The 20,913-nt window shown below is 70.3% G+C and carries 17 protein-coding genes; 10 read left to right on the top strand and 7 right to left on the bottom strand.

Translation table 11 applies throughout. The annotated features are described in order from the left end of the window. Nucleotides 1-23: 23 nt before the first annotated feature. Both ACG02S_RS15065 and nadA read right to left on the bottom strand, forming a co-directional pair. On the bottom strand, nucleotides 24-314 hold the full coding sequence (locus ACG02S_RS15065) for a late competence development ComFB family protein (protein ID WP_394471286.1): 291 nt from the start codon (nucleotides 312-314) through the stop codon (nucleotides 24-26). A gap of 48 nt (nucleotides 315-362) precedes the next feature. Beyond that, a complete protein-coding gene (gene nadA / locus ACG02S_RS15060) occupies nucleotides 363-1,463 on the bottom strand; it encodes a quinolinate synthase NadA (protein ID WP_394471285.1) in 1,101 nt (366 codons plus the stop codon). 127 nt (nucleotides 1,464-1,590) lie between these two features. Between nadA and ACG02S_RS15055 the strand changes: the two genes are divergently transcribed. Beyond that, entirely contained in the window at nucleotides 1,591-2,373 is a 783-nt protein-coding gene (locus ACG02S_RS15055; RefSeq protein ID WP_394471284.1) for a substrate-binding periplasmic protein, read from the top strand. 37 nt (nucleotides 2,374-2,410) lie between these two features. Here the strand turns inward: ACG02S_RS15055 and ACG02S_RS15050 are convergent, their stop codons facing one another. Beyond that, entirely contained in the window at nucleotides 2,411-3,259 is an 849-nt protein-coding gene (locus ACG02S_RS15050) for an AraC family transcriptional regulator (protein WP_394471283.1), read from the bottom strand. 69 nt (nucleotides 3,260-3,328) lie between these two features. Here ACG02S_RS15050 and ACG02S_RS15045 point away from each other — a divergent pair, with 69 nt between their 5' ends. From ACG02S_RS15045 to ACG02S_RS15005, 9 genes are all read left to right on the top strand, one after another. Beyond that, nucleotides 3,329-4,582, top strand: coding sequence for an MFS transporter (locus ACG02S_RS15045; protein WP_394471282.1), 1,254 nt, complete (start codon nucleotides 3,329-3,331; stop codon nucleotides 4,580-4,582). A 73-nt stretch (nucleotides 4,583-4,655) separates the two neighbouring features. Beyond that, nucleotides 4,656-5,762 (top strand): AI-2E family transporter, encoded by a 1,107-nt coding sequence (locus ACG02S_RS15040; RefSeq protein WP_394471281.1) that lies wholly within the window; start codon nucleotides 4,656-4,658, stop codon nucleotides 5,760-5,762. An 82-nt stretch (nucleotides 5,763-5,844) separates the two neighbouring features. Then, nucleotides 5,845-7,566, top strand: coding sequence for a thiamine pyrophosphate-binding protein (locus ACG02S_RS15035; protein ID WP_394471280.1), 1,722 nt, complete (start codon nucleotides 5,845-5,847; stop codon nucleotides 7,564-7,566). A 254-nt stretch (nucleotides 7,567-7,820) separates the two neighbouring features. Beyond that, a complete protein-coding gene (locus ACG02S_RS15030; protein ID WP_394471279.1) occupies nucleotides 7,821-8,237 on the top strand; it encodes a GreA/GreB family elongation factor in 417 nt (138 codons plus the stop codon). Nucleotides 8,238-8,320: 83 nt separating this feature from the next. Next, nucleotides 8,321-9,208 (top strand): universal stress protein, encoded by an 888-nt coding sequence (locus tag ACG02S_RS15025; protein WP_394471278.1) that lies wholly within the window; start codon nucleotides 8,321-8,323, stop codon nucleotides 9,206-9,208. Beyond that, a complete protein-coding gene (locus ACG02S_RS15020) occupies nucleotides 9,177-9,398 on the top strand; it encodes an RNA-binding S4 domain-containing protein (RefSeq protein ID WP_394471277.1) in 222 nt (73 codons plus the stop codon). Before ACG02S_RS15025 ends, ACG02S_RS15020 begins: the two co-directional genes overlap by 32 nt. A gap of 408 nt (nucleotides 9,399-9,806) precedes the next feature. Further along, a complete protein-coding gene (locus tag ACG02S_RS15015) occupies nucleotides 9,807-12,161 on the top strand; it encodes a pectate lyase family protein (RefSeq protein WP_394471276.1) in 2,355 nt (784 codons plus the stop codon). 25 nt (nucleotides 12,162-12,186) lie between these two features. After that, nucleotides 12,187-12,966 (top strand): PEP-CTERM sorting domain-containing protein, encoded by a 780-nt coding sequence (locus tag ACG02S_RS15010; protein WP_394471275.1) that lies wholly within the window; start codon nucleotides 12,187-12,189, stop codon nucleotides 12,964-12,966. A gap of 142 nt (nucleotides 12,967-13,108) precedes the next feature. Further along, a complete protein-coding gene (locus ACG02S_RS15005) occupies nucleotides 13,109-15,946 on the top strand; it encodes an AAA family ATPase (protein WP_394471274.1) in 2,838 nt (945 codons plus the stop codon). Here the strand turns inward: ACG02S_RS15005 and serB are convergent. From serB to mfd, 4 genes are read right to left on the bottom strand one after another with little or no spacing between them, the layout of a single operon-like run. After that, nucleotides 15,903-16,604, bottom strand: coding sequence for a phosphoserine phosphatase SerB (serB, locus tag ACG02S_RS15000; protein ID WP_394471273.1), 702 nt, complete (start codon nucleotides 16,602-16,604; stop codon nucleotides 15,903-15,905). The two genes, ACG02S_RS15005 and serB, sit on opposite strands and share 44 nt — an antisense overlap. 46 nt (nucleotides 16,605-16,650) lie before the next feature. Continuing rightward, on the bottom strand, nucleotides 16,651-17,058 hold the full coding sequence (locus ACG02S_RS14995) for a type II toxin-antitoxin system VapC family toxin (protein ID WP_394471272.1): 408 nt from the start codon (nucleotides 17,056-17,058) through the stop codon (nucleotides 16,651-16,653). A 7-nt stretch (nucleotides 17,059-17,065) separates the two neighbouring features. After that, complete coding sequence (locus ACG02S_RS14990) at nucleotides 17,066-17,293, bottom strand: ribbon-helix-helix domain-containing protein (RefSeq protein ID WP_394471271.1); 228 nt, start codon at nucleotides 17,291-17,293, stop codon at nucleotides 17,066-17,068. Nucleotides 17,294-17,338: 45 nt separating this feature from the next. After that, nucleotides 17,339-20,806, bottom strand: coding sequence for a transcription-repair coupling factor (gene mfd, locus ACG02S_RS14985; RefSeq protein WP_394471270.1), 3,468 nt, complete (start codon nucleotides 20,804-20,806; stop codon nucleotides 17,339-17,341). Nucleotides 20,807-20,913: the final 107 nt, after the last annotated feature.

Genomic DNA, 20,913 nt, shown 5'->3' with positions numbered 1-20,913 from the left:
AGGAGGGCGGACAGGCCGTCGGGCTACTTGCGCGAGCGCAACGCCGTGCGGGCCTGCACGAAGTTGAAGGCGTAGCCCACCGCCTCGCTGATGGCGTTGTCGATCTCCAGCCGCTCGTGCTCGGTCAGGTAGAAGCTGAAGTCCACCTCGTGGCGGATGTAGCGCGGCGGCAGGCGATTCAGGGCCACGCAAGCCACGTCGCACAGCAGGTCGTTGCTGGCGGCGATGTCGGGGTAGTCCTTGGACGCATCCATCACGGCGCCGAAGACTTCGCGCTCGTGGTGGTTGTAGAGGGAGCTGAAGTCGGCGTTCATGGCGGGCCTCGTGTTGGCGGGTCGGTGGTGGCCGGATTTATAGCGCCATCAGGCGGCGCCGATGCCGGGTGTCATGCCGGCGGCGGCCTTCTTGCGCGCGGCCGTGAAATCGAGCATGCGGTTGATGCAGCGCTGCGCCAGCACGCGCGTCGTTTCTTCCACATGGATCTGCGGCTGGCCGCTCTCCAGGCAGTCGACCAGGTTGGCCAGGCCGTTCATGGCCATCCATGGGCAGTGCGCGCAGCTCTTGCACGTGGCGCTGTTGCCGGCGGTGGGCGCCTCGATGAGCGTCTTGCCCGGCGCCAGCTGGCGCATGCGGTGCAGGATGCCGTTGTCGGTGGCGACGATGTACTCCTGCGCCGTGCCCTCCACGACTGCCTTGATCAGCGCCGACGTGGAGCCCACCACGTGCGCCATGTCGACGACGCTCTTGGGCGACTCGGGGTGCACGAGGATCTGCGCGTGCGGGTGCTGCTCGCGTAGCAGCTCCAGCTCCAGCCCTTTGAACTCGTCGTGCACGATGCAGGCGCCGTTCCACATCAGCATGTCGGCGCCGGTCTGCTCCTGGATGTAGCGGCCCAGGTGGCGGTCGGGCGCCCACAGGATCTTCTGGCCCTTGGCGTGCAGGTCGGCCACGATGTCCAGCGCGCAGGAGCTGGTCACCATCCAGTCAGCGCGCGCCTTCACGGCGGCGCTGGTGTTGGCGTAGACGACGACCTGGCGATCCGGGTGGGCGTCGCAGAAGGCGGCGAAGTCGTCGGCCGGGCAGCCCAGGTCCAGCGAGCAGGTGGCGTCGAGGTCCGGCATCAGCACACGCTTCTCGGGGCTGAGGATCTTGGCCGTCTCGCCCATGAAGCGCACGCCGGCGACGACGAGCGTCTGCGCGGCGTGGTCGCGGCCGAAGCGGGCCATCTCCAGCGAGTCCGACACGATGCCGCCGGTCTCCAGCGCCAGGTCTTGCAACAGGCCGTCCACGTAATAGTGCGCCACCAGCACGGCATTGTGCTGCTTCAGCAGCGCGCGGGCGCGGTCGGCCAGCGCGTTGCGCTGCGAAGGCGTGAGCAGCGCGGGGGTCTTGGCCCAGGCCAGCGCGGTGGAGCAGGTGCCGCTAGCGTCCTGCTTGGTGTAGTCGAACAGCTGGGTGTCCATGAGAAATCAGTCTCTTGATTGATGCCGGATCGCCCGGCCGCGAGGCGCCGCGGCCGCTGGCGCTCCCTACACTGAGGGGATGGCGAGATGTGCGGATTGTCCGCCCGCGAGGGCACCGGTGCGCGGCGTGGCCGCAAAGCCCGGGTTGCGCGGGGTGGCCGGACTTCTGGGCCTGGCTTGCTGGCTGGCTCCGGCCTGGGCCGCGCCGGCTGCCGCGCCGGCAACGTCGAAGCCCGCGCTGCGCTTCATCGTCGGCGAGGATTGGGCCTGGCCCTACCTGGCGCTGCGCAACGGCCGCCCCGTCGGCGGGCTGGCATTCGACTTGATGGAGCAGGTCGCCCGCGCGGCCGATGCCCGCCCGGTGTACGTGATGTTGCCGCCCAAGCGCACGCAGCCGGCGCTGCACGCCGGCGAGGCCGAGCTGATGTGCATGATGGCGCCGAAGTGGGTGGCCGGGCCGCTGCCTGCCGCACGCATCGGTCCGCCCATGGTGGTGCTGGAAGACGTGCTGGCGGTGACACCTGGTTCGGTGCACGGCGCGCCGCTCGACCTGGCCGCGCAGCGCGGCCTGCGCGTGGGCACGGTGCTGGGCTACCACTACCAGGAGCTGGGCCCGCTGTTCGAGGCCGGACAACTGGTGCGCGACGACGCCGCCACGCAGCAGGGCGTGCTGGAGAAGCTGGCGCGTGGACGCATGCCCACCGCCGTCGTGGACCGGCTGGTGCTGGCCCAGTACAACCGGGGCCGCACCCAGGAGCAGCGGCTGCACGCGCTGCAGGTCGTCAGCCAGACGGTGACGCACTGCCTGCTGGGCGGCGCCACGCAGTGGCCCGCCGAGCGGCTGCAGCAGGCACTGCGCGCCGTGGCGGATCGCGCCGCGATGGCGCGGCTTCTGCAGCGCTACCGCTAACGGTGTGTCGCGCCGTGACGGCAGACGGAGTGCGCCGTCAGGCTTCCGCGAAGAAGCGGCTGGGCGGCATGCCGACCGTGCGCTTGACCATGGCGGTGAACGCGCTGGCGCTGGCGTAGCCCAGCTCGGCAGCGATGTGGCTCATGGGCCGCCCGCGCGCGGCCAGCGTCAGCGCATGGGCCAGCAGCAGCTGCGAGCGCCACTGCGCGAAGCTGGTGCCCAACTGCTCGCGGAACAGTCGGTTCAGCGTGCGCGGGCTGGCGCCGGCCTCGGTCGCCCATTCGTCCAGCCCGGCATGACGGCCCGGCTCCCGCAGCATGGCCTCGCACAGCCGGCGCAGCCGCGCGTCCTGCGGCAGCGCGACGCCCAGCGCCAGCGGCCGTGCGCGCTTCAGCTCCGCCAGCACGAGGTGCTCGATGCCGGCGCGACGCTCCGCGTCGTCGGCGGACTCGGGCGGCAGCGGGTCCGGCAGGCCGGGCAGGGCGGCGACCAGCTCGCGCAGCAGCGGCGACACCTCCAGCACGCGCCCGGCGGCCCAGGCGTCGCCGGGCAGCAGCCTGGGGGCAAGGTACAGCGTGCGCAGGTCGCACCGCTCGATGGCCGTGACGGCATGTTCCAGCCCCGCCGGAATCCAAACGGCGCGCGACGGCGGCACGATGTAGGTCGCGGAGGCGGCCGGCCAGGCTGCCGCTGAAATGCCTTCCGTGTTGACCCGCACGGCGCCTGTCATCGAGAACACCAGCTGCGCCCAGTCGTGGCGGTGGGGCTGGATATCGGCCAGGTGTTCCAGCACGCGCGCCTTGGCCCGTACCGGACGTGCGGGCGTGGGTGCAAAGCGCTCGGGCAGGTAGGCGGGGAAGCTCCGGCGAGTGGGGCGCGTGGCCATGGCTGGAATTCGATAGAAGTTGACGAACCATCGTAACTGCGCCTGTTGGCGCCTGCCTAGAGTGGCGCCATGCACACCCTCGCCTCCGACCTGGACGCCCGCCAGCAGCGCCAGCGCGACATCAGGACGATTTCCACCATCGGCGTCGTCCACGGCACCTCGCATTTCTTCCACATGCTGCTGCCGCCGCTGTTCCCGGCCTTCATCAACGAGTTTGGCCTGAGCTATTCGGAACTCGGGCTGCTGGTGACGGTCTTCTTCGTCATCTCCGGCACCGGACAGGCGTTGTCGGGTTTCCTGGTCGACCGCATCGGTGCGCGACCCGTGCTGTTCGCGGCGATGGTCTGCTTCTTCCTCGCCTCGGTGGCCGGCGCGGTGGCCAGCGGCTTTGGCGGCTTGTTGCTGGCGGCGGCGCTGGCGGGCGTCGGCAACGCCCCGTTCCATCCCGCGGACTTCACCATCCTCAACAAGCGCGTGTCGCAGCCGCGCCTGGGCCATGCGTTCTCGGTGCATGGCATCAGCGGCAACCTGGGCTGGGCGCTGGCGCCGGTGTTCAGCATCGGCATCGCGCAGGCTACCGGGCACTGGCGCTCTGCCTACATCGGCACGGCGCTTGTGGCGCTGGCGGTCATGGCGCTGCTGTGCTGGCAGCGCGACGCCATCGACGACCGCCAGGGCGCCTGGAACCATGCCAAGCCGGTGGCGGGCGCCCCTGTCGAGCATCCGATGGCCTTCCTGAAGCTGCCGTCCGTGTGGCTGTGCTTCTCCTTCTTCTTCTGGACGACGGCTGCGCTGTCGGCCATCCAGAGCTTCTCTAGCCCCGCGCTGCAGAAGATGTACGGCCTGCCGTCCACGCTGACAGCCTACGTCGTCACTGGCTACATGCTGGCGGGTGCCGCCGGCATGATCTGTGGCGGCTTCCTGGTGGCACGCGCCGAACGGCTGGAGCGCACCATCGCGCTGGCGATGACGTTCGCCGCGGCGCTGCTGCTGCTGACGGCCAGCGGCTGGCTGCCCGGCCTCATGGCCGCGGCATGCGCGGCGCTGGCCGGTTTCGGCACCGGCCTGGCCGGCCCGTCGCGCGACATGCTGATCAAGCGCGCCGCGCCGCCGGGTGCGACCGGCCGCGTGTATGGCACCGTGTACTCGGGGCTGGACATCGGCTTCGCGGTGGCAGCACCGGTGTTCGGCTGGGTGCTGGACCACGGGCACCCGAACGGCGTGTTCGCCGGCTCGGCGCTGGCGCTGCTGATGGGCATCGGGTCGGCCGGCCTGGTCGGTCTGGGACTCTCGCGCCGCGCGGCATTGCCAGCGGCCGCCTGACAGCGCCTGGCGCCGCCGCGCTTACCATGCGGGCCGATGCCGGCCCGTGGGGCGGGCCAATCTGTCCCGCCGCATGAATTTCAAGAGTTTCGTGACTTCGCCGCGCTTCGAGAACAACGCCTTCCTGGCGCTGCTGATCGTCGTCAGCCTGGCCTTCGTCTGGATCCTGCTGCCGTTCAGCGGCGCGGTGTTCTGGGGCGCGGTCATTGCTATCGTGTTCATGCCGGTCTACACCGCGCTGCTGCGCCGCTGGAAGCAGCGGCGCACGCTGGCTGCACTGGCGACGCTGAGCATCATCGTGCTGATGGTGGTGTTGCCGCTGACGCTGCTGACCGGCACGCTCGTGAAGGAGACCGCTGCGCTCGTCCAGCGCATCCAATCGGGCGAGACGGACTTCCCGCGCTTTTTCGAGAAGGTGGTGGCGGTGCTGCCCGGCTGGGCCCACGACCTGATGCAGCATTTCGGGTTGACCGATTTCAATGAATTGCAGGCCCGCGTCACCGATGCCGTCACGCGCGGCAGCCAGGCCATCGCCACCTACGTCTACAGCCTGGGCCAGAACGCGCTGGACTTCATCGTCGGCTTCTTCGTGATGCTGTATCTGGCGTTCTTCCTGCTGCGTGACGGCCTGAGCCTGAGCAAGCGCATCCGCGCCGCCGTGCCGCTGGCGCCGTCGCATCGCAAGCACCTGGCGCAGAAGTTCATCACCGTCATCCGCGCGACCGTGAAGGGCAACATCCTGGTCGCTGCCACGCAGGGCGCTTTGGGCGGGCTGGCGTTCTGGTTCTTCGGCATCAAGGGCGCGCTGCTGTGGGCGGTGTTGATGGGCTTCCTGTCGCTGCTGCCCGCCATCGGCGCGGGGCTGGTCTGGGGACCGGTGGCCATCTACTTCCTGGTGACCGGCGCGATCTGGCAGGGTGTGGCGCTGATCGCCTACGGCGTGCTGGTCATCGGCCTGGTGGACAACGTGCTGCGCCCCATCCTGGTCGGCAAGGACACGCAAATGCCCGACTACCTGGTGCTGATCTCCACCATCGGCGGTATGGCCGTGTTCGGCATCAACGGCTTCGTCATCGGCCCGGTCATCGCGGCGATGTTCATGGTCGTGTGGGACCTGTTCGCCACGGCGCGCGAAGAGGCTGCCGCAGAGGCGGCGGCGGAAGCGCCGCCGCAGAGTTGACGCGCGGCAGACCCCACGGTGGGTTATGGCCGACACGCTTGTCTCAATGCCCTGGGCGGCAGCGGCGGGCTACAGTGCCCACATGACTAGACAAGCAGACACTCCCCGCCTGGCCGGCCACAAGCTGGTCGAGGCGCTGATTGCGCAGGGCGTCGATACCGCCTTCGGCGTGCCCGGCGAAAGCTACCTCGCGGTGCTGGACGGCTTTCACGAACACGCCGACAAGATCCGCTTCATCGCCTGCCGCCAGGAGGGCGGCGCGGCCTTCATGGCCGAGGCGCAAGGCAAGCTGACCGGCCGTCCGGGCATCTGCTTCGTCACGCGCGGGCCAGGCGCTACCAACGCCAGCATCGGCCTGCACACCGCCTTCCAGGACAGCACGCCAATGATCCTGTTCATTGGGCAGGTCGCCAGCGACCAGCGCGACCGCGAGGCCTTCCAGGAGGTCGACTACCGCCAGATGTTCGGCCCCGGCACACTGGGCATGGCCAAGTGGGTGGGCGAGGTGCACGACGCCGAGCGCCTACCGGAATACGTCGCCCGCGCCTTCCACACCGCCCTGCAGGGCCGCCCCGGCCCGGTGGTGCTGGTGCTGCCGGAGGACATGCTGACCCAGCCCATCACCGCGCCGGTGGTGGCACCGGCTCGCCCGGCCGAGGCGGCACCGACCCCCGCCGCGCTGGCCGAATTGCGCGAGCGGCTGGTGGCGGCCAAGCGACCGCTGGTCATCGCCGGCGGCGGCGGCTGGACGCCCGCGGCGACCATCGCGCTGCAGGCCTTCGCCGAAGCCTGGCAGCTGCCGGTCGGCTGCGCCTTCCGTTTCCAGGACTTGTTCGACAACGCGCACCCCAACTACGCGGGCGACGTGGGCATCGGCATCAACCCGAAGCTGGCCGCACGCGTGAAGGACGCCGACCTCATCCTCGCCATCGGTCCGCGCCTGGGCGAGATGACGACCGGCGGCTACACGCTGCTGCAGGCGCCACGCCCGGCGCAAGCGCTCATCCACATCCACGCGGGTGCCGAGGAACTGGGCCGCGTCTACACGGGCGAGTTGCTCATCAACGCCAGCATGAGCCAGGCAGCGCCGGCACTGGCGCTGCTGCCGCCGCCGGCCGACGTCGCCTGGCGCGACTGGACCGTGGCGGCGAACGCCGACTACCGTGCCAACCTGCAGCCCACACCGGTCGCGCCGCTGGACATGGCCGAGGTCATCCGCCTCATCGACGCCAAGCTGCCCGAGGGCACGATCTTCACCAACGGCGCCGGCAATTACAGCGGCTGGCTGCACCGCTTCCACCGCTACACGGGGCTGCACCGCTTCGGCAAGACGCAGCTCGCGCCGACGTCGGGCGCGATGGGCTACGGCGTTCCCGCCGCGGTCGCTGCTGCGCTGCTTCAACACGACCGCTGGGCTGTCAACATCGCCGGTGACGGTGATTTCCTGATGACCGGCCACGAGCTGGCCACCGCCACCGGTTACGGTGCAAGGAAGCTTCTCGTCGTCGTCGTCGACAACGGCACCTACGGCACCATCCGCATGCACCAGGAGCGCGAGTACCCGGGCCGCGTGTCGGGCAGCGACCTGTTCAACCCCGACTTCGCGAAGCTCGCCGAGGCCTTCGGGTTTGCAGCTTTCAGTGCCGAGACAACGGACGAAGCCGGCGCCGCGCTGGACGCCGCCATCACGGTGGGCAAACCGGCGCTGCTGCACCTGCGGCTGTCCAGCGACGTGTCCACGTCGCGCTCGACGCTGACCGCGATCCGCGAGGCGGCCAGCCAGCGCCTAAGGCAGGGCGGCTGAAGCGCATGGGGCACAATGTGGCCCGTGATGAAGAACCTCGCCCGCCAGCAACGCAGCGCGCCGACCGCCGACACGGTGGCAGGCCTGCGTGCGGCCGTGGCCTTCCAGCGCCCGGCCGCAGATTCCTGAGCCCGGCGATCCCCTTCCTCTCCCCCAAGTAGCGCAACCTTGATCGCCGGGCCCACAGCCCGCGCGATGCCGTGCCGCCGTTGCCGAGCTATGTCCGGCGGCCTGGCCCTGATCGAGGTGCAGCCATGTCTTTCCCCTCCCCGCAACCGGGCGCCGAGCGCCTGCTGAGCGAACTGGACCACCGCCGCCTGAGCCTGCTGGTGGGTGCCGCGTCGACGGCGTACAAGCCCTTGCAGGACTTGCTCGACACCGCCGAGCTTCTGCCGTCGCCGCAGCTTCCGGCCGACGTGGTGTCCATGAACTCCGAGGTCGACGTCCTGGGCCCGCAGCCCGGCCAGCGGCAACGCCTGACCCTGTGCTATCCGGCCGAGGCCCGCCCCGAGCAGGGGCGCATCTCGGTGCTGTCGCCGGTGGGCCTGAGCCTGCTGGGCCGCACCGTCGGCGAAGCGGTCAGCTGGCAGGCCGGCCACGGCGCGCTCGGCAGCCTGTGCATCCAGGCGCTCCCTTACCAGCCCGAGGCCAACGGCGACTTCAGCCGCTGAGCCTGCCCCGCCACGCCCTTCCGTCCGGCCTGCCGCAGCAGGCCGCGAGCCGCCCCTGCGCGGCGCAGCCCTAGATCCGTCCCATGCCAAGCTCCATCCTGATCGTCACCGACTTCTCCCAAGCCGCGGAATTCGCCGCGCAGCGCGCCGTGTTGCTGGCCCGTCAGCATGGCCGCGAACTGCTCGTGGCCCACCTGGCCGGCAGCGGCCCGCCCGATGTGGCCGAGCGCCTGCCGCGCTATGCAGCGATGCTCGCGCGCCGCCACCGCCTGTCCGTCCGCGTGCTGGGTTCGCTGGCCCCCCCATACCTGCGCCAGGCCGCCGCGGCCCAGGCCGGCCTGCTGGTGATGGGCTGGCCCCCGCCGGCGGCCGGGCGCTTTCCGTGGTCTGCCAGCCTGCTGGCACTGCGCCTGCTGTGGCGGCAGCCCTGTCCGCTGCTGGTGGTGCGCCACCCGGCCAGCCGGCCCTACGCTAGGTTGCTGGTGGCGCTGGGTACCTCACCAGCGCCGGCCACGGCGCTGCTGCGCGCAGCGACCGCGCTGGCGCCTCGCGCCGCGCTGGAGCTTTTTCATGTCATCGATTCCCGCCACGAAGGCCAGCTGCGTGCCGCGCAGGCGACGACGCAGGCGCTGCGGGCGTACCGCAGGATGCTGGACGAACAGGGTCGCCGCCACCTGCAGCGGCTCAGCGACGTGCTGGATGCGCGCCGCAACCGGCTGATGTACACGCTGGGGCGCGGCGACCCGGCGCGGCAGATCCTGGTGCAGCAGGAGCATGGCGACGCCGAACTGGTGATCGCCGGCCGCAGCCGGCGCCCGGCCTGGCTGGAGCTGCTGCTGGGCAGCACGGCGGGACGGCTGCTGCGGCACATGCGCTGCGACCTGCTGATCTGGCCCTGGCCGGAGCGTGCCGCGCCGCTGCCCTGCCAGAATCCGGTGCATGCAAGAAATCGCCTTGGAACTTCGCGGTGAGTACATCGAACTGGACAAGCTGCTGAAGGCCACCGGTCTGGCCGACAGCGGCGGCCGGGCGCGGACGCTGATCGCCGCCGGCGAGGTGCGTGTGGACGGCCAGGTCGAGCTGCGCAAGACCGCCAAGATGCGCGCCGGCCAGGTTGTCGATTTCGCCGGCCAGCGCGTGCGCGTGGCGGCTGCCGGCTGAAAGCCCGCGTCGACGAAGCTCAGGGCTGACCCGCTCCCGCGTTCGCGGGAGTCCAGGGAAAGCCCGGCGTTGACCTAGGGATTCAAAAACGAAACACTGTTCCATCTGCTCGACGAGCCGAGATCAGTGACCGCCACCGCCGGGTGGCTGTCGGTCTCGACGGCCGATGCAGTGCGGTGCACCTGCCGTGCCCGCTCACGCGCTGACGTCCGGCGAGCCGGTGCCGCCCGGACGTCACAACCCTCGCGGCCTGCTGCCGATCTCGCCGTTTTCGACCGCTGATGCGCTCTGCGCCTGGCACATGACGGGCCGGGTGCGGGGCGGGCTCGTGCCTGCGCACGGGCGGCGCGGGAGCGGCATGCACAACAAACAAACGCGCGCCGACGTTGCGCGCCCAGGAGACAAGCCATGACCTCACGCAAGCCCACGCGCGGCCTGCTGGCCTCATCCATCTCGCTCGGCCTGCTGGCCGCGTGCGGTGGCGGTCAGGACGCCACCGCCCCGCTCGCCACCACGCAACAGGCCAGCACCGCGGCTACCGCGGGCCGGCTGGATACTGCCGCCGGCGACAGCGCCACGGCGAAGGCGCAGGCCGCCCGCACGCCGCGTCCGGTGACGCCGCCACCGGTACCGGTCATCGACGCCGTCAGCCTGACCGACCCGACCGCGCCGCTGCTGTTCGACGTCGGCACGCGCAGCTACGCCGCGCCCACCACCATCAGCGGGCTGCACAACCCGAACAACTACCGCGCCGCACCGCGCCTGCCGGCCTGGCAGTTCGCCACAGTCGACCCCACCAACGGCGTGCTGACCTTCGAGCGCGAGACGGCGCCCGACATCGGCTGGCATGGCCAGTCGCGCAAGGGCAAGGTGCTGGTCACCGGCGGCTCGTCAGCCGCCGCCAACCGCGTCTACACAGTGTTCAACAAGGAGCAGCTGCTGGCGGCGCTGCGCGAGGCGAAGAACGAGCCCAAGATCATTCGCATCGTGGGCCACATCGACTTCCGCTGGCGCGACAACAACACGGTGTTCGAGGAGTACACGGGCTTTCTGGACCAGAAGAACGGCGGCAGCTTCTCCATCCCGTCCAACACGACGCTGGTGGGCATCAACGATAGCAACGGACGCCCGGCGCGCATCACCGGCACTCAGATCCTGATCGGCATCGAGGCCGCCACGACGTCGGCCGGCGCCGAGGCCGACTTCAAGAGGTGGGTGGCAGATGGCAAGGACCCGGAACTCTTTCCGACCTGGACTCGCAACATCATCCTGCGCAACCTACAGCTGGACACGCCCTGGGACGTGAACCCCGAGGACAGCGACAACGCCTACATGGACGGCATTGCCATCACGCGCGGCCAGCAGATCTGGATCGACCACGTGACGATCAGCGACGGCGACACGCCCGAATCGCTGTCCAGCGACACGCGGCATGACGGCGCGCTGGACATCATCCGCGGCAGCGACTACGTGACGGTGTCCAACAGCGTGTTCAGCAAGCACCACAAGACCACGCTGGTGGGCAACGGCGACTCCGGCCGCGCCTGGAGCGACGCCGGCCGCCTGCACGTGACCATGACCGGCAACTGGTGGGACCACCCCTACAGCCGCCTGCCGCTGGTGCGCTTCGGCCAGCTGCACATGTACAACAACCTCGTCACTGGCAGCACGACGACCGAGGATGCCGACAAGAAGTTCGGCTCCGGGCTGGACGTGCGCTACCAGTCCGACGTCATCGCCGAGAACAACTTCTACGAGTTCACCGGGCTCAAGCCCAAGGAGGTCTGTGGCAAGTTGGCCGGTGGCAAGCAGGCCATCAGCTTCCGCAGCGCGGGCCACCGCTTCATCAGCGACAAGGGCGACGATGGCAAGCCCATGGCCGGCGTCATCGACGTGCAGCTGCAGGGTTGCGAAGGCCTGCCGGTGGCGCAGAACTGGGTGCCGCCGTATGCCTACACGCTGCGCAGCGCGGACGCCGCACGCGGCGCCATCCAGGCCTCGTCGGGGGCGGGGCGCCTGGGCCTGTATGCGGTGAGCGGCCCGGTGCCGGCGCCGCTGCCCAGTTCGCCCGCGCCTTCGCCGGCGCCCACCCCGACCCCGCCCCCTGCACCCGCGCCGACACCAACACCGCCGGCGCCACCGCCCGCTCCGGCACCCGGGGTCCCCGGCGCGGCCTGCACCACCACGCTGCCTTGCACGGCCGGCAGTGGCGAGAGCTTGATGAGCAGCGTGGTCACGGCCCCGGTGCCGGCCGCCAGCTACGACGCGGCCACGGGCCGCTACACGCTGGCCGGTGCCGGCGTCGTCAACACCGGCAGCCCCTACGCCTTCAACTTCAAGTACACGGTGCTGACGGGCGACTTCACGTTCACCGCGCGCATCGTCAGCCAGGGCGGCAGCGCTGACTCGGCCCGTGCCGGCATCGTGGCATCGGAAGGCGTGAGCGGCACGCCGGCCTATGCGTGGACTGCGCGCTATGCCTCCAGCGGCGACATCCGTGCCGCCATCAACGCCAACAACAAGGCCAGCATCAGCGGCTTCTCGACGTCCACCGTGCCGGTCTGGGTGCGCGTGCGCCGTGCAGGCAACGCGGTGTTCCAGGCCGCGTCCATCGACGGCGTCACCTGGACCGAGCGAACACCGGCCAACCTGAGCAGCAGCGCCGCGGCGCTGTACGTCGGCCTGGCGCTCTCGTCGGGCAACAACGGCACGGTCGTCACGGCCGACTTCGACAACGTCACCATCGTCGGCGGCGGCCGCTGAGCGGCGCAGCCAAGGAACAACGCCCATGAAATCACGCATCACACATCTCGTCGCCGCACTGGCGCTGGCCTGTGCCGGCGCCCACGCCGCGCCCACCGCCGAGGTCGGCTACGGCGCGCTCTGGGGCACGACGGTGAACTTCAACTCGCTGGCCCCCGGTGCCTTCGACAGCGTCGTCATCGACGGCCTGCTGAGCAGCGGTGGTGTGCAGTTCGGCGAGCGCTTTGCCGGCCAGGAGCTGGCCATTGCCAAGGTGCCGCGGGCCGGTTTCGCCGCGCAGGACTGGTTCGACGACCTCAGCTTCGGCGGCCCCACCGCAGGCCTGACGCTGCTGGCTGGCGAGGCGGGTGCCAACTTGGGTGCCTACCACTACGGCGACGCCGACGGGGCCGCGCTGTTCGGCATCGGCCCGCAGAACAGCGACGGCAGCGACCCCACCGGTTCGGGTGCGATATCGGCCCGCTTTGCCACGCCGGTCTATGCGCTCGGCCTGCAACTGCGCGACGCCGATGCCGGCGCCATGCTGCTCAACCTGTACCGGCTGGACGGCAGCCTCATCGAGGCGGTGGACCTTGGCGGGCGCAACGACGGCTTCTATGCCTTTGCCCGCACCGGTGGCGTGGCCGACATCGCCGGCTTCACGCTGACCAACCGCGACGCCTACTACGGCGTGTCCATCGACAACCTGCTGTTGGCACCGTCCGCTGCGGTGGCCGCTGTGCCGGAGCCCGCCAGCCTCGCGCTGCTGCTGACTGGCCTGGGCGCGATGTGGGCCGCGGCACGCCGCCGCCCTGCACGCCGCTGAGCGGCTGCCGGAGACGCTGCAGAGACGCCCGCCCCGCATGCTGCGGGCGTCTCAACGGTATCCCGGAGCCTCGCCATGACATCGCTGCTGCTTTCGATGGTTCGCGCTTGACCGCCCAGGCCGCCACGGCACACTGCGCGCCATGCTGAAGCTGCTGGGCGTTCCCGCCTGGCAGGCCGAAGGGCAGGGTGACGTCCACCTGCCCGTCAGCCTGCCGGCCTGTCTGCTGATCCACCTGGCCTGCCTGGGCCGCTGGGTGGACCGCGAGCAGCTGGCCGCGCTGTTCTGGCCCGACGCCGAACCCGCGCAGGCCCGCCACCACCTGCGCATCAACCTGCACCGCGCGCGCCAGTTGCTGGACAAGCTAGGCGCGCCGGACGCGCTGGAGGCCGAGCGCAGCCGCGTGCGGCTGCTGGTGGCCACCGACGTGGCGCTGTTGAAGTCCGGCCAGGCTGATGGTCTGCAGCCGCACGACTGGCTGCAGGGCTTCCGCATGGCCGGCTTCGCGGCTTTCTGGGACTGGGCCGACGCCTTCATCGAACCGCTGCGCGACAGCCGCGACACGTCGACTGTGCCTGCTGCGTTGCCCGGCCGCGGCGACCTGTTGGCCCGCCTGCGCATCGATGCGTCGCCCGCCGTCGTGCTGCTAGGCGAGGCAGGCATGGGCAAGAGCAGCGTGCTGAACGCCGCGTTTGCCGGCGCGCCTCTGCTGCAGGGCCGCGAGGGCCTGGCGCAGATGCCGTACCGCCCGGTCGTCGAGCTGCTGCTGGCGCGGCTGGACCTGTTGCGCGCCTTGCTGCGCCAGCCCGAGCGCGGCCTGGCCGCCTACCGGCTGGACCTGGCCCGGCTGCTGCCCGACCTGGCCCCCGACGAGCCCCTGCCGCCGCTGGATGCGCTCAGCGCTCGTTCGCGGCTGCAGGAGGGCCTGGCCCGCGTGTTGGAGGCGCTGGGGCCGGTGCTGCTGGTGGACGACCTGCAATGGGTGGACACCGCGACGCTGGAACTGCTGGCGCTGGTGGGACACCGCGGCCGCCTGCGCTGGCGCGGCGCGGCGCGCGGCGAGGAGCTGCCGCCCGACCACCAGCGCTGGCTGACCCGGGAGCAGGAGGGCCAGCGCCTGCGCTGCCTGCCACTGCCGGGTCTGGCGCTGGACACCATCGCCCAGCTGCTGCGCGCGGCCGGCCAGGCGGCGGCAGATGCGCCCGCGCTGCTGCAGGCCAGCCACGGCAATGCGTTCATGCTGGGTGAGCTGCTTCGCGCGCGGGCCGACGGCGTGGCGCTTTCGCCGCGCGTGCGCGAGCTGCTGCTGCGCCGCTGGCGCAGCCTGGGCGCGGCGGCGGCCGGCCTGGTGGGCGCCGCCGCCGTGCTGGCCCGGCCCGTGCCGCTGGTCGTGCTGGGCCATGTGGCCGCCGTGGGCGATGCCGAGCTGCTGCCGGCTGCCCGCGAGGCGCTGGACGCCGCGCTGCTGCGCGATGACGCGCAGGGCGGCCTGCAATGCCGGCATGACCTGGTGCGCGATGCCGTGCTGGCCCAGCTGCCCGCCTTCGAGGCCCAGGCGCTGCGCCGCCGTGCCGCACTGGCCCTCGGCGCGCGCCCCGAAGGCGCGGCCGAGCCGCTGGCCGTGGCTGCGTTGTGGGAGGCCGCTGGCGAAGCGCAGACTGCGCTGGCGTGGTTGCACCGCGGCGCGGCCCAGCAAAAGCTGCGTGGCCGCTATGGTGACGCCGAGGCGCTGTGGCAGCGCATCGCCGCTGAGTCGCGCGAGCCGGCGCTGGCGCTGCAGGCGCGTCTCAGCCTGGCCGAGTGCGCGCTGCTGCACGACCTGCCGGCCGGCCGTCAGGCGCTGCAGCAGGTGCTGGACCTGGCCGGCGCCGTGGCCGACCCGACGCAGCGCGAGCACATCGAGGGCCAGGCGCTGGCCGGCCTCATCGACAACGCGGTGTTCTCGGGCGACCTGGCCCACGCCGCCGCGCTGGCCGAGCGCCTGCGCCCGCTGCTGCCGCGCCTGCCGCTGGCCGAGCGCTGCGGTGCCTGCGAGGTGCTCATCGAGCTGGCGATGCGCGAGCCCGACATCCCGGCCGCGTGGGCGCTGCTGGCGCAGATTCGTCAACTGGCGCCGCAGCGGCCCTCGCTGCTGAGCTTTGAAGGCCAGATTCACTGGTTCGGCGGCCAAGTCGGCGCGGCGCGCGATGCCTTCGAGCTGTTGTTGCAACGCCACCCCGACTACTGCCGCGGCCTGACCATCGAGAACGACCTGGGCGTCATGCTGCAGGCGCTGGGCGACCTGCCGCGCGCCGAGCTGATGGCGCGGCGCAGCCTGGATAGCTGGCGTGGCGTGGCGCACACCGAGACGCTGTCGCTGCTGGTGCTGGGGCTCACGCTGACCAGCGCCGGCCGCTACGGTGAGGCGCGCGGCGTGCTGGACCGCGCGCTGGAACTGGGGCGCGCGCAGGGTTCGGCGCTGTTCGAGGCCGAGGCGTTGACGCGCCGTGCTCGGCTGTACTGGCAGAGCGGCTGTCTGGATCTGGCCGAGGCCGACCTCGCAGTGGCCGAGCCGCTGCTGGCCGACAGCTGCGATCCGCTGCGCGTGTCGCAGCTGTGCTGGGTGCGCGGTGTGGTGCGCGAGGCGCGGGGCCTGGCCGCCGATCGGGCGCTGCTGGCGCGTGTGGCGGCGCTGGCGCTGCGCAGCCAGCATCCGCTGCTGCGGGTGCGCTTGGCGAGGCTGGAACTGCTGGCGGGGGATGCCGGCGCGGCCGCGCGTCAGGTGGGCATCGCGCGCGACGCTGGCCTGCTGGAGCCGCTGTGCGAGGGCCTGCTCCTGCAGGCGCGCGGGCTGCCCACGCGCGAGGCGGGGCAGCTGCTGCTGGAAGCGGCGGAGCTGGCGCAGCGGCAGGGCTTTGCCGAGCTGCTGGACCAGGCCGATCGCGCGCTCGGTGACATCAGCGCAGCAGCGTCAGCAACTGCTCCAGCCCGCCCGCGTTGATCGCCACGCGCGCCTGCTCGCGCACCTTGGGTTTGGCGTGATAAGCCACCGACAGGCCGGCCGCGCCCATCATGGGCAGGTCGTTGGCGCCGTCGCCCACGGCGATCGCTTGGTCAAGGCGGCAGCCGATGGCTTCACAGCAGGCCAGCAGCATCAGCCGCTTCTGCTCGCCGTCGCAGATGTCGCCCCAGTCCTGCGTGACGACGTGGCCGGTGAGGACGCCATCGGCAATCTCCAGCTCGTTGCTGCGCACGAAGTCCATGCCCAGCTCGGCCGCCACGTAGCGCGTGAAGAACGTGAAGCCGCCGGACACCAGCACCAGCTTCAGCCCGGCCGCCTTCAGCGCTGCGCACAGCTCGCGCGCGCCGGGGTTGAAGGTCAGGCGCTCGGCCAGCACGCGGTCGAGCACCGTGGCGGGCACGCCGGCCAGGATGGCCAGGCGCCGCTGCAGGCTGTCGCGAAAGTCCGTGATCTCGCCGCGCATCGCAGCTTCGGTGATGGCGGCCACCTCTTGCCCCAAGCCAGCGAGCGCGGCAATTTCGTCGATGCACTCGATGCTGATCAGCGTCGAGTCCATGTCGAAGGCGGCGAGCTTGAAATGGCTCAGCGGGGGCAGGGCAGGGCCGTCGCGCAGGACGAGTGAAGTGGGTTGGGACATCACGGCTGGGGTTGGTGGTCTCGCGCCCGTTGGAACAGGCAGTGGTTCATTCTGCGGCGTGCCAGTTCACCAGTTGCAGGCCGGCGACGCGGCCGAATTTGCGCACGTTGCGGGTGACCAGCGTGGCTTGGTGGCGCAGCGCGGTTGCGGCGATGAGGGTGTCGTGGGGGCCGATGGGGGTGCCCTGTACTTCGAGCTGGGCACACAACTGGGCGGCGCGTGCCGCGCACTCGCTGTCGAAGGGCAGGATCTGCAGCGGGCCGAGAAACTGCGCCAGGGCGGCCAGGCGCGGCGTCGCCGATTGTTCTGGCAGACGATGCAGGCCGTAGCGCAACTCGTATTCCACGACGGCCGGCACGCCCAGATCGGCCGGGCGCAGCGCCTGCAGCCGCGCCACGACCTGCGGATCGCCCCGAAAGTAGTAGCTGATGGTGTTGCTGTCGAGCACCAACATGGTGGCGTCAGAACCCCAGCCGCGGGGTGTCGGCGGGTTGTTCGGTGCGGGTCTCGGTCAGCGGAAAGTCCGAAAACTGCCCAGCCAGCGCCAGGCAGGTCGCCGGCCACTCATGGGCGGCGTGCTTGCGGATGAGGTCGGCCACCCAGCGGCTCTTGGACACGCCATTGGCCTGGGCGGCCTGATCGACCAGCGCCTGCGTGGCGTCATCCAGATAGAGCGTGATTTGCGACATTGGGGCCTCCTGCTCAAGCAGTGGCAAGTATATGTCCACGTATATTCATCGTGCGTTGGTGGGTTGCCCCAGCAACCTCAACACCTCACGCACCGCCTGCGCCCGGTCCTGCGGGCTGCTCAGCGCCTTTTCTACGCGCAGCTTTTCGTTGCCCACCAGCTTGATGTTGCGGTTCTTCTGCACCAGCTCGATGACGCGCATCGGGTCGATGGGCGGGTTGGGACGGAAGTTGATGTTGATGATGCTGGGTGCCGCGTCCACCTTGATGACGCCGAAGGGTCGGGCCAGCACGCGCAGGCGGTGCAGGTCGAACAGGTTCTGGCCTTGGCTTGGCAGCTTGCCGAAGCGGTCGGTGATCTCTTCCAGCATCGCGTCGATCTGCTCGGGCTTGTCGGCCGTGGCCAGGCGCTTGTAGAGGCTCAGGCGCACTTGCACGTCGCCGCAATAGGCGTCGGGCAGCAGCGCGGGCGCGTGCAGGTTGATCTCGGTGTTGGTGGAGAAGGCGCCTGTGGGCGACAGCAGGTCGGGCTCGCGGCCCGACTTCAGCGCGCTGACCGCCTCGCTGAGCATGTCGTTGTAGAGCTGGAAACCGATCTCCATCATGTTGCCGCTCTGGTTGTCGCCCAGCACCTCGCCAGCGCCGCGGATCTCCAGGTCGTGCATGGCGAGGTAGAAGCCCGAGCCCAGTTCCTCCATCGCCTGGATGGCGTCCAGCCGCTGCGTGGCCTGCTTGGTCAGACCTTGCAGGTCCGGCACCATCAGGTAGGCATAGGCCTGGTGGTGGCTGCGGCCGACGCGGCCGCGCAGCTGGTGCAGCTGCGCCAGGCCGAACTTGTCGGCTCGCGCAATGATGATGGTGTTGGCACTCGGCACGTCGATGCCGGTCTCGATGATGGTGGAGCACAGCAGCAGGTTGTGCTTGCCGGCGACGAACTCGCGCATGACGCGTTCCAGCTCGCGCTCGGGCATCTGGCCGTGGGCGATGACGATGCGCGCCTCAGGCACCAGTTCTTCGAGCTTCTGGCGCCGGTTTTCGATGGTCTCGACCTCGTTGTGCAGGAAGTAGACCTGGCCGCCGCGCTTGAGCTCGCGCAGTACCGCCTCGCGGATGGTGCCGCTGCTCTCGGCGCGGACGAACGTCTTGATGGCGAGACGCCGCTGCGGCGCGGTGGCGATGACGCTCAAGTCGCGCAGGCCTTCCAGCGCCATGCCCAGCGTGCGCGGGATGGGCGTTGCCGTCAGCGTCAGCACGTCCACCTCGGCGCGCATGGCCTTCATTGCCTCCTTGTGGCGCACGCCGAAGCGGTGTTCCTCGTCGATAACGAGCAGGCCCAGGCGGTTGAACTTGACCTCGGGCGACAGCAGCTTGTGTGTGCCGACGACGATGTCGATGGTGCCGTCGGCGATGCCTTCCATCGCCGCCTTGATCTCCTTGGCCGAGCGGAAGCGGCTCATCTCCGCGACCTTCACCGGCCAGGCGCCGAAGCGGTCGGCGATGTTCTGGTAGTGCTGCTCGGCAAGCAGGGTGGTAGGCGCCAGGATGGCGACCTGCTTGCCGCCCATCACCGCGACGAATGCCGCGCGCAGCGCCACCTCCGTCTTGCCGAAGCCCACGTCGCCGCAGACCAGGCGGTCCATGGGCTTGGGCGAAATCATGTCCTGGATGACCGCGTGGATGGCGGCGCGCTGGTCGGGCGTTTCCTCGAAGCCGAAGCTCGCGGCGAAGGCCTCGTAGTCGTGGCCCGAGTAGCGGAAGGCGTGGCCCTCGCGCGCGGCGCGGCGGGCATAGAGGTTCAGCAGCTCGGCGGCCGTGTCGCGCACCTGCTCGGCCGCCTTGCGCTTGGCCTTTTCCCACTGGCCAGAGCCCAGCTTGTGCAGCGGGGCTTCCTCGGGTGACACGCCGGTGTAGCGGCCGATCAGGTGCAGCTGCGCCACCGGCACGTACAGTGTGGCCTTGTCGGCGTACTCCAGGTGCAGGAACTCGCTCTTCTGCCCGTCGCCGACGTCGATGTTGACCAGGCCCTGGTAGCGCCCGATGCCGTGGTTGATGTGCACGACCGGGTCGCCCACCTTCAGCTCCGACAGGTCCTTGATCAGCGCGTTAACGTCGCTGACCTGCTCCTGCTTGCGCCGGCGGCGTGTCGTGGGTGTGGTGACGAACAGCTCGGTCTCGGTGATGAGCTGGACCGGGTGTTCGGCATCGACCCAGAAGAAGCCGCTGGCCAGCGGCGCGGCCGTGATGGCGTACTTCTCGTCGCTAGCCTGGAATTCGGCCAGATCCTTCACCGACGGCGGGTCGATCTTGCTGTCGCGCAGCTGCTCCAGCAGGCTCTCGCGCCGGCCTTCGCTCTCGGCCAGCAGCAGCACGCGGTGCGGCGTCGATTTGAGGTGCGCTTCCAGCCGGGCCAGCGGTTCCTGCGCGCCGCGTTCGACGCTGATGTCGGGCAGCGGGCGGGCGAAGTCCACCGGATCTGTGCCGCGCACGGACAGCACGGCATGCGGTTTGGTCAGGCCGAAGAAATCCTCGGCGGTCAGGAAGATCTCTGCCGGCGGCAGCAGCGGCCGTTCGGGGTCGTGCTGCAGGAAGCGGTGGCGCTCCTTGGTATCGCTCCAGAAGCGCTGGATGGCTTCGTCCACCTCGCCGTGCAGGGCCAGGCCGGCCTCGGCGCCGAGGTAGTCGAAGACCGACGCCGTCTGCTCAAAAAAGATCGGCAGGTAGTATTCGATGCCGCCCGACGCGATGCCCTCGCCGATGTCGCGGTACAAGCGCGACTTCGTCGGGTCGCCGTCCATCTTCTCGCGCCAGCGGTTGCGGAAGGCCTTGCGCGCGGCGTCGTCCATCGGGAACTCGCGGCCCGGCAGCAGGCGCACGTTGGGCACCGGGTAGAGGCTGCGCTGGCTGTCGGGGTCGAACACGCGGATGGAGTCCACCTCGTCGCCGAACAGGTCCACCCGGTAGGGCACGTTGGAGCCCATCGGGAACAGGTCGATCAAACCGCCGCGCACGGCATATTCGCCGGGCTGTACGACCTGGCTGACGTTGGTGTAGCCGGCCAGCGTCAGCTGCGAGCGCAGCGAGGCTTCATCGAGCCGCTGCTTCTGCTTGAAGTTGAAGGTCGTGCCGGCCAGGAAGCTGGGCGGCGCCAGGCGCGTGAGTGCGGTGGAGGCGGGCATCAACACCACGTCGATGCTCCGGGTCTTCTGGCTCTGCAGCAGCTCCCACAGCGTGGCCAGCCGCTCGGAGATCAGGTCCTGGTGGGGGCTGAAGCTGTCGTAGGGCAGCGTTTCCCAGTCCGGGAACACGGCCACCTTCAGCTCGGGCGCGAAGAACTTCAGCTCGTCCTCCAGCCGCTGCGTGTCGCCGGGCTCGGCCGTGAACACGGCGGCCATGCGTCCGGCATCGCGCTGCTGCTGCACGAAGCGCGCGATCAACAGGGCATCGGCCGAACCGAGAGGGCGGGAATGGGTGAACTTCTTGCCCGGTGCAATGACCGGCAACGAGGAGAGCGTCATGAGATCCACAAACGACAACAGCCCCGACGCGGGGCTTGGCGGGATTTTAGATAGGCCATGTCCTTTGGCTTGTCAGCAGGAGCCTCGCTAGCATGCCGGCACTTCCT

The organism is Pelomonas dachongensis, assembly GCF_043555865.1.
GTDB lineage: Bacteria > Pseudomonadota > Gammaproteobacteria > Burkholderiales > Burkholderiaceae_C > Pelomonas > Pelomonas dachongensis.
The sequence above is the reverse complement of the archived record's forward strand: the minus strand, read 5'-3'. Positions and strand labels throughout refer to the sequence as shown.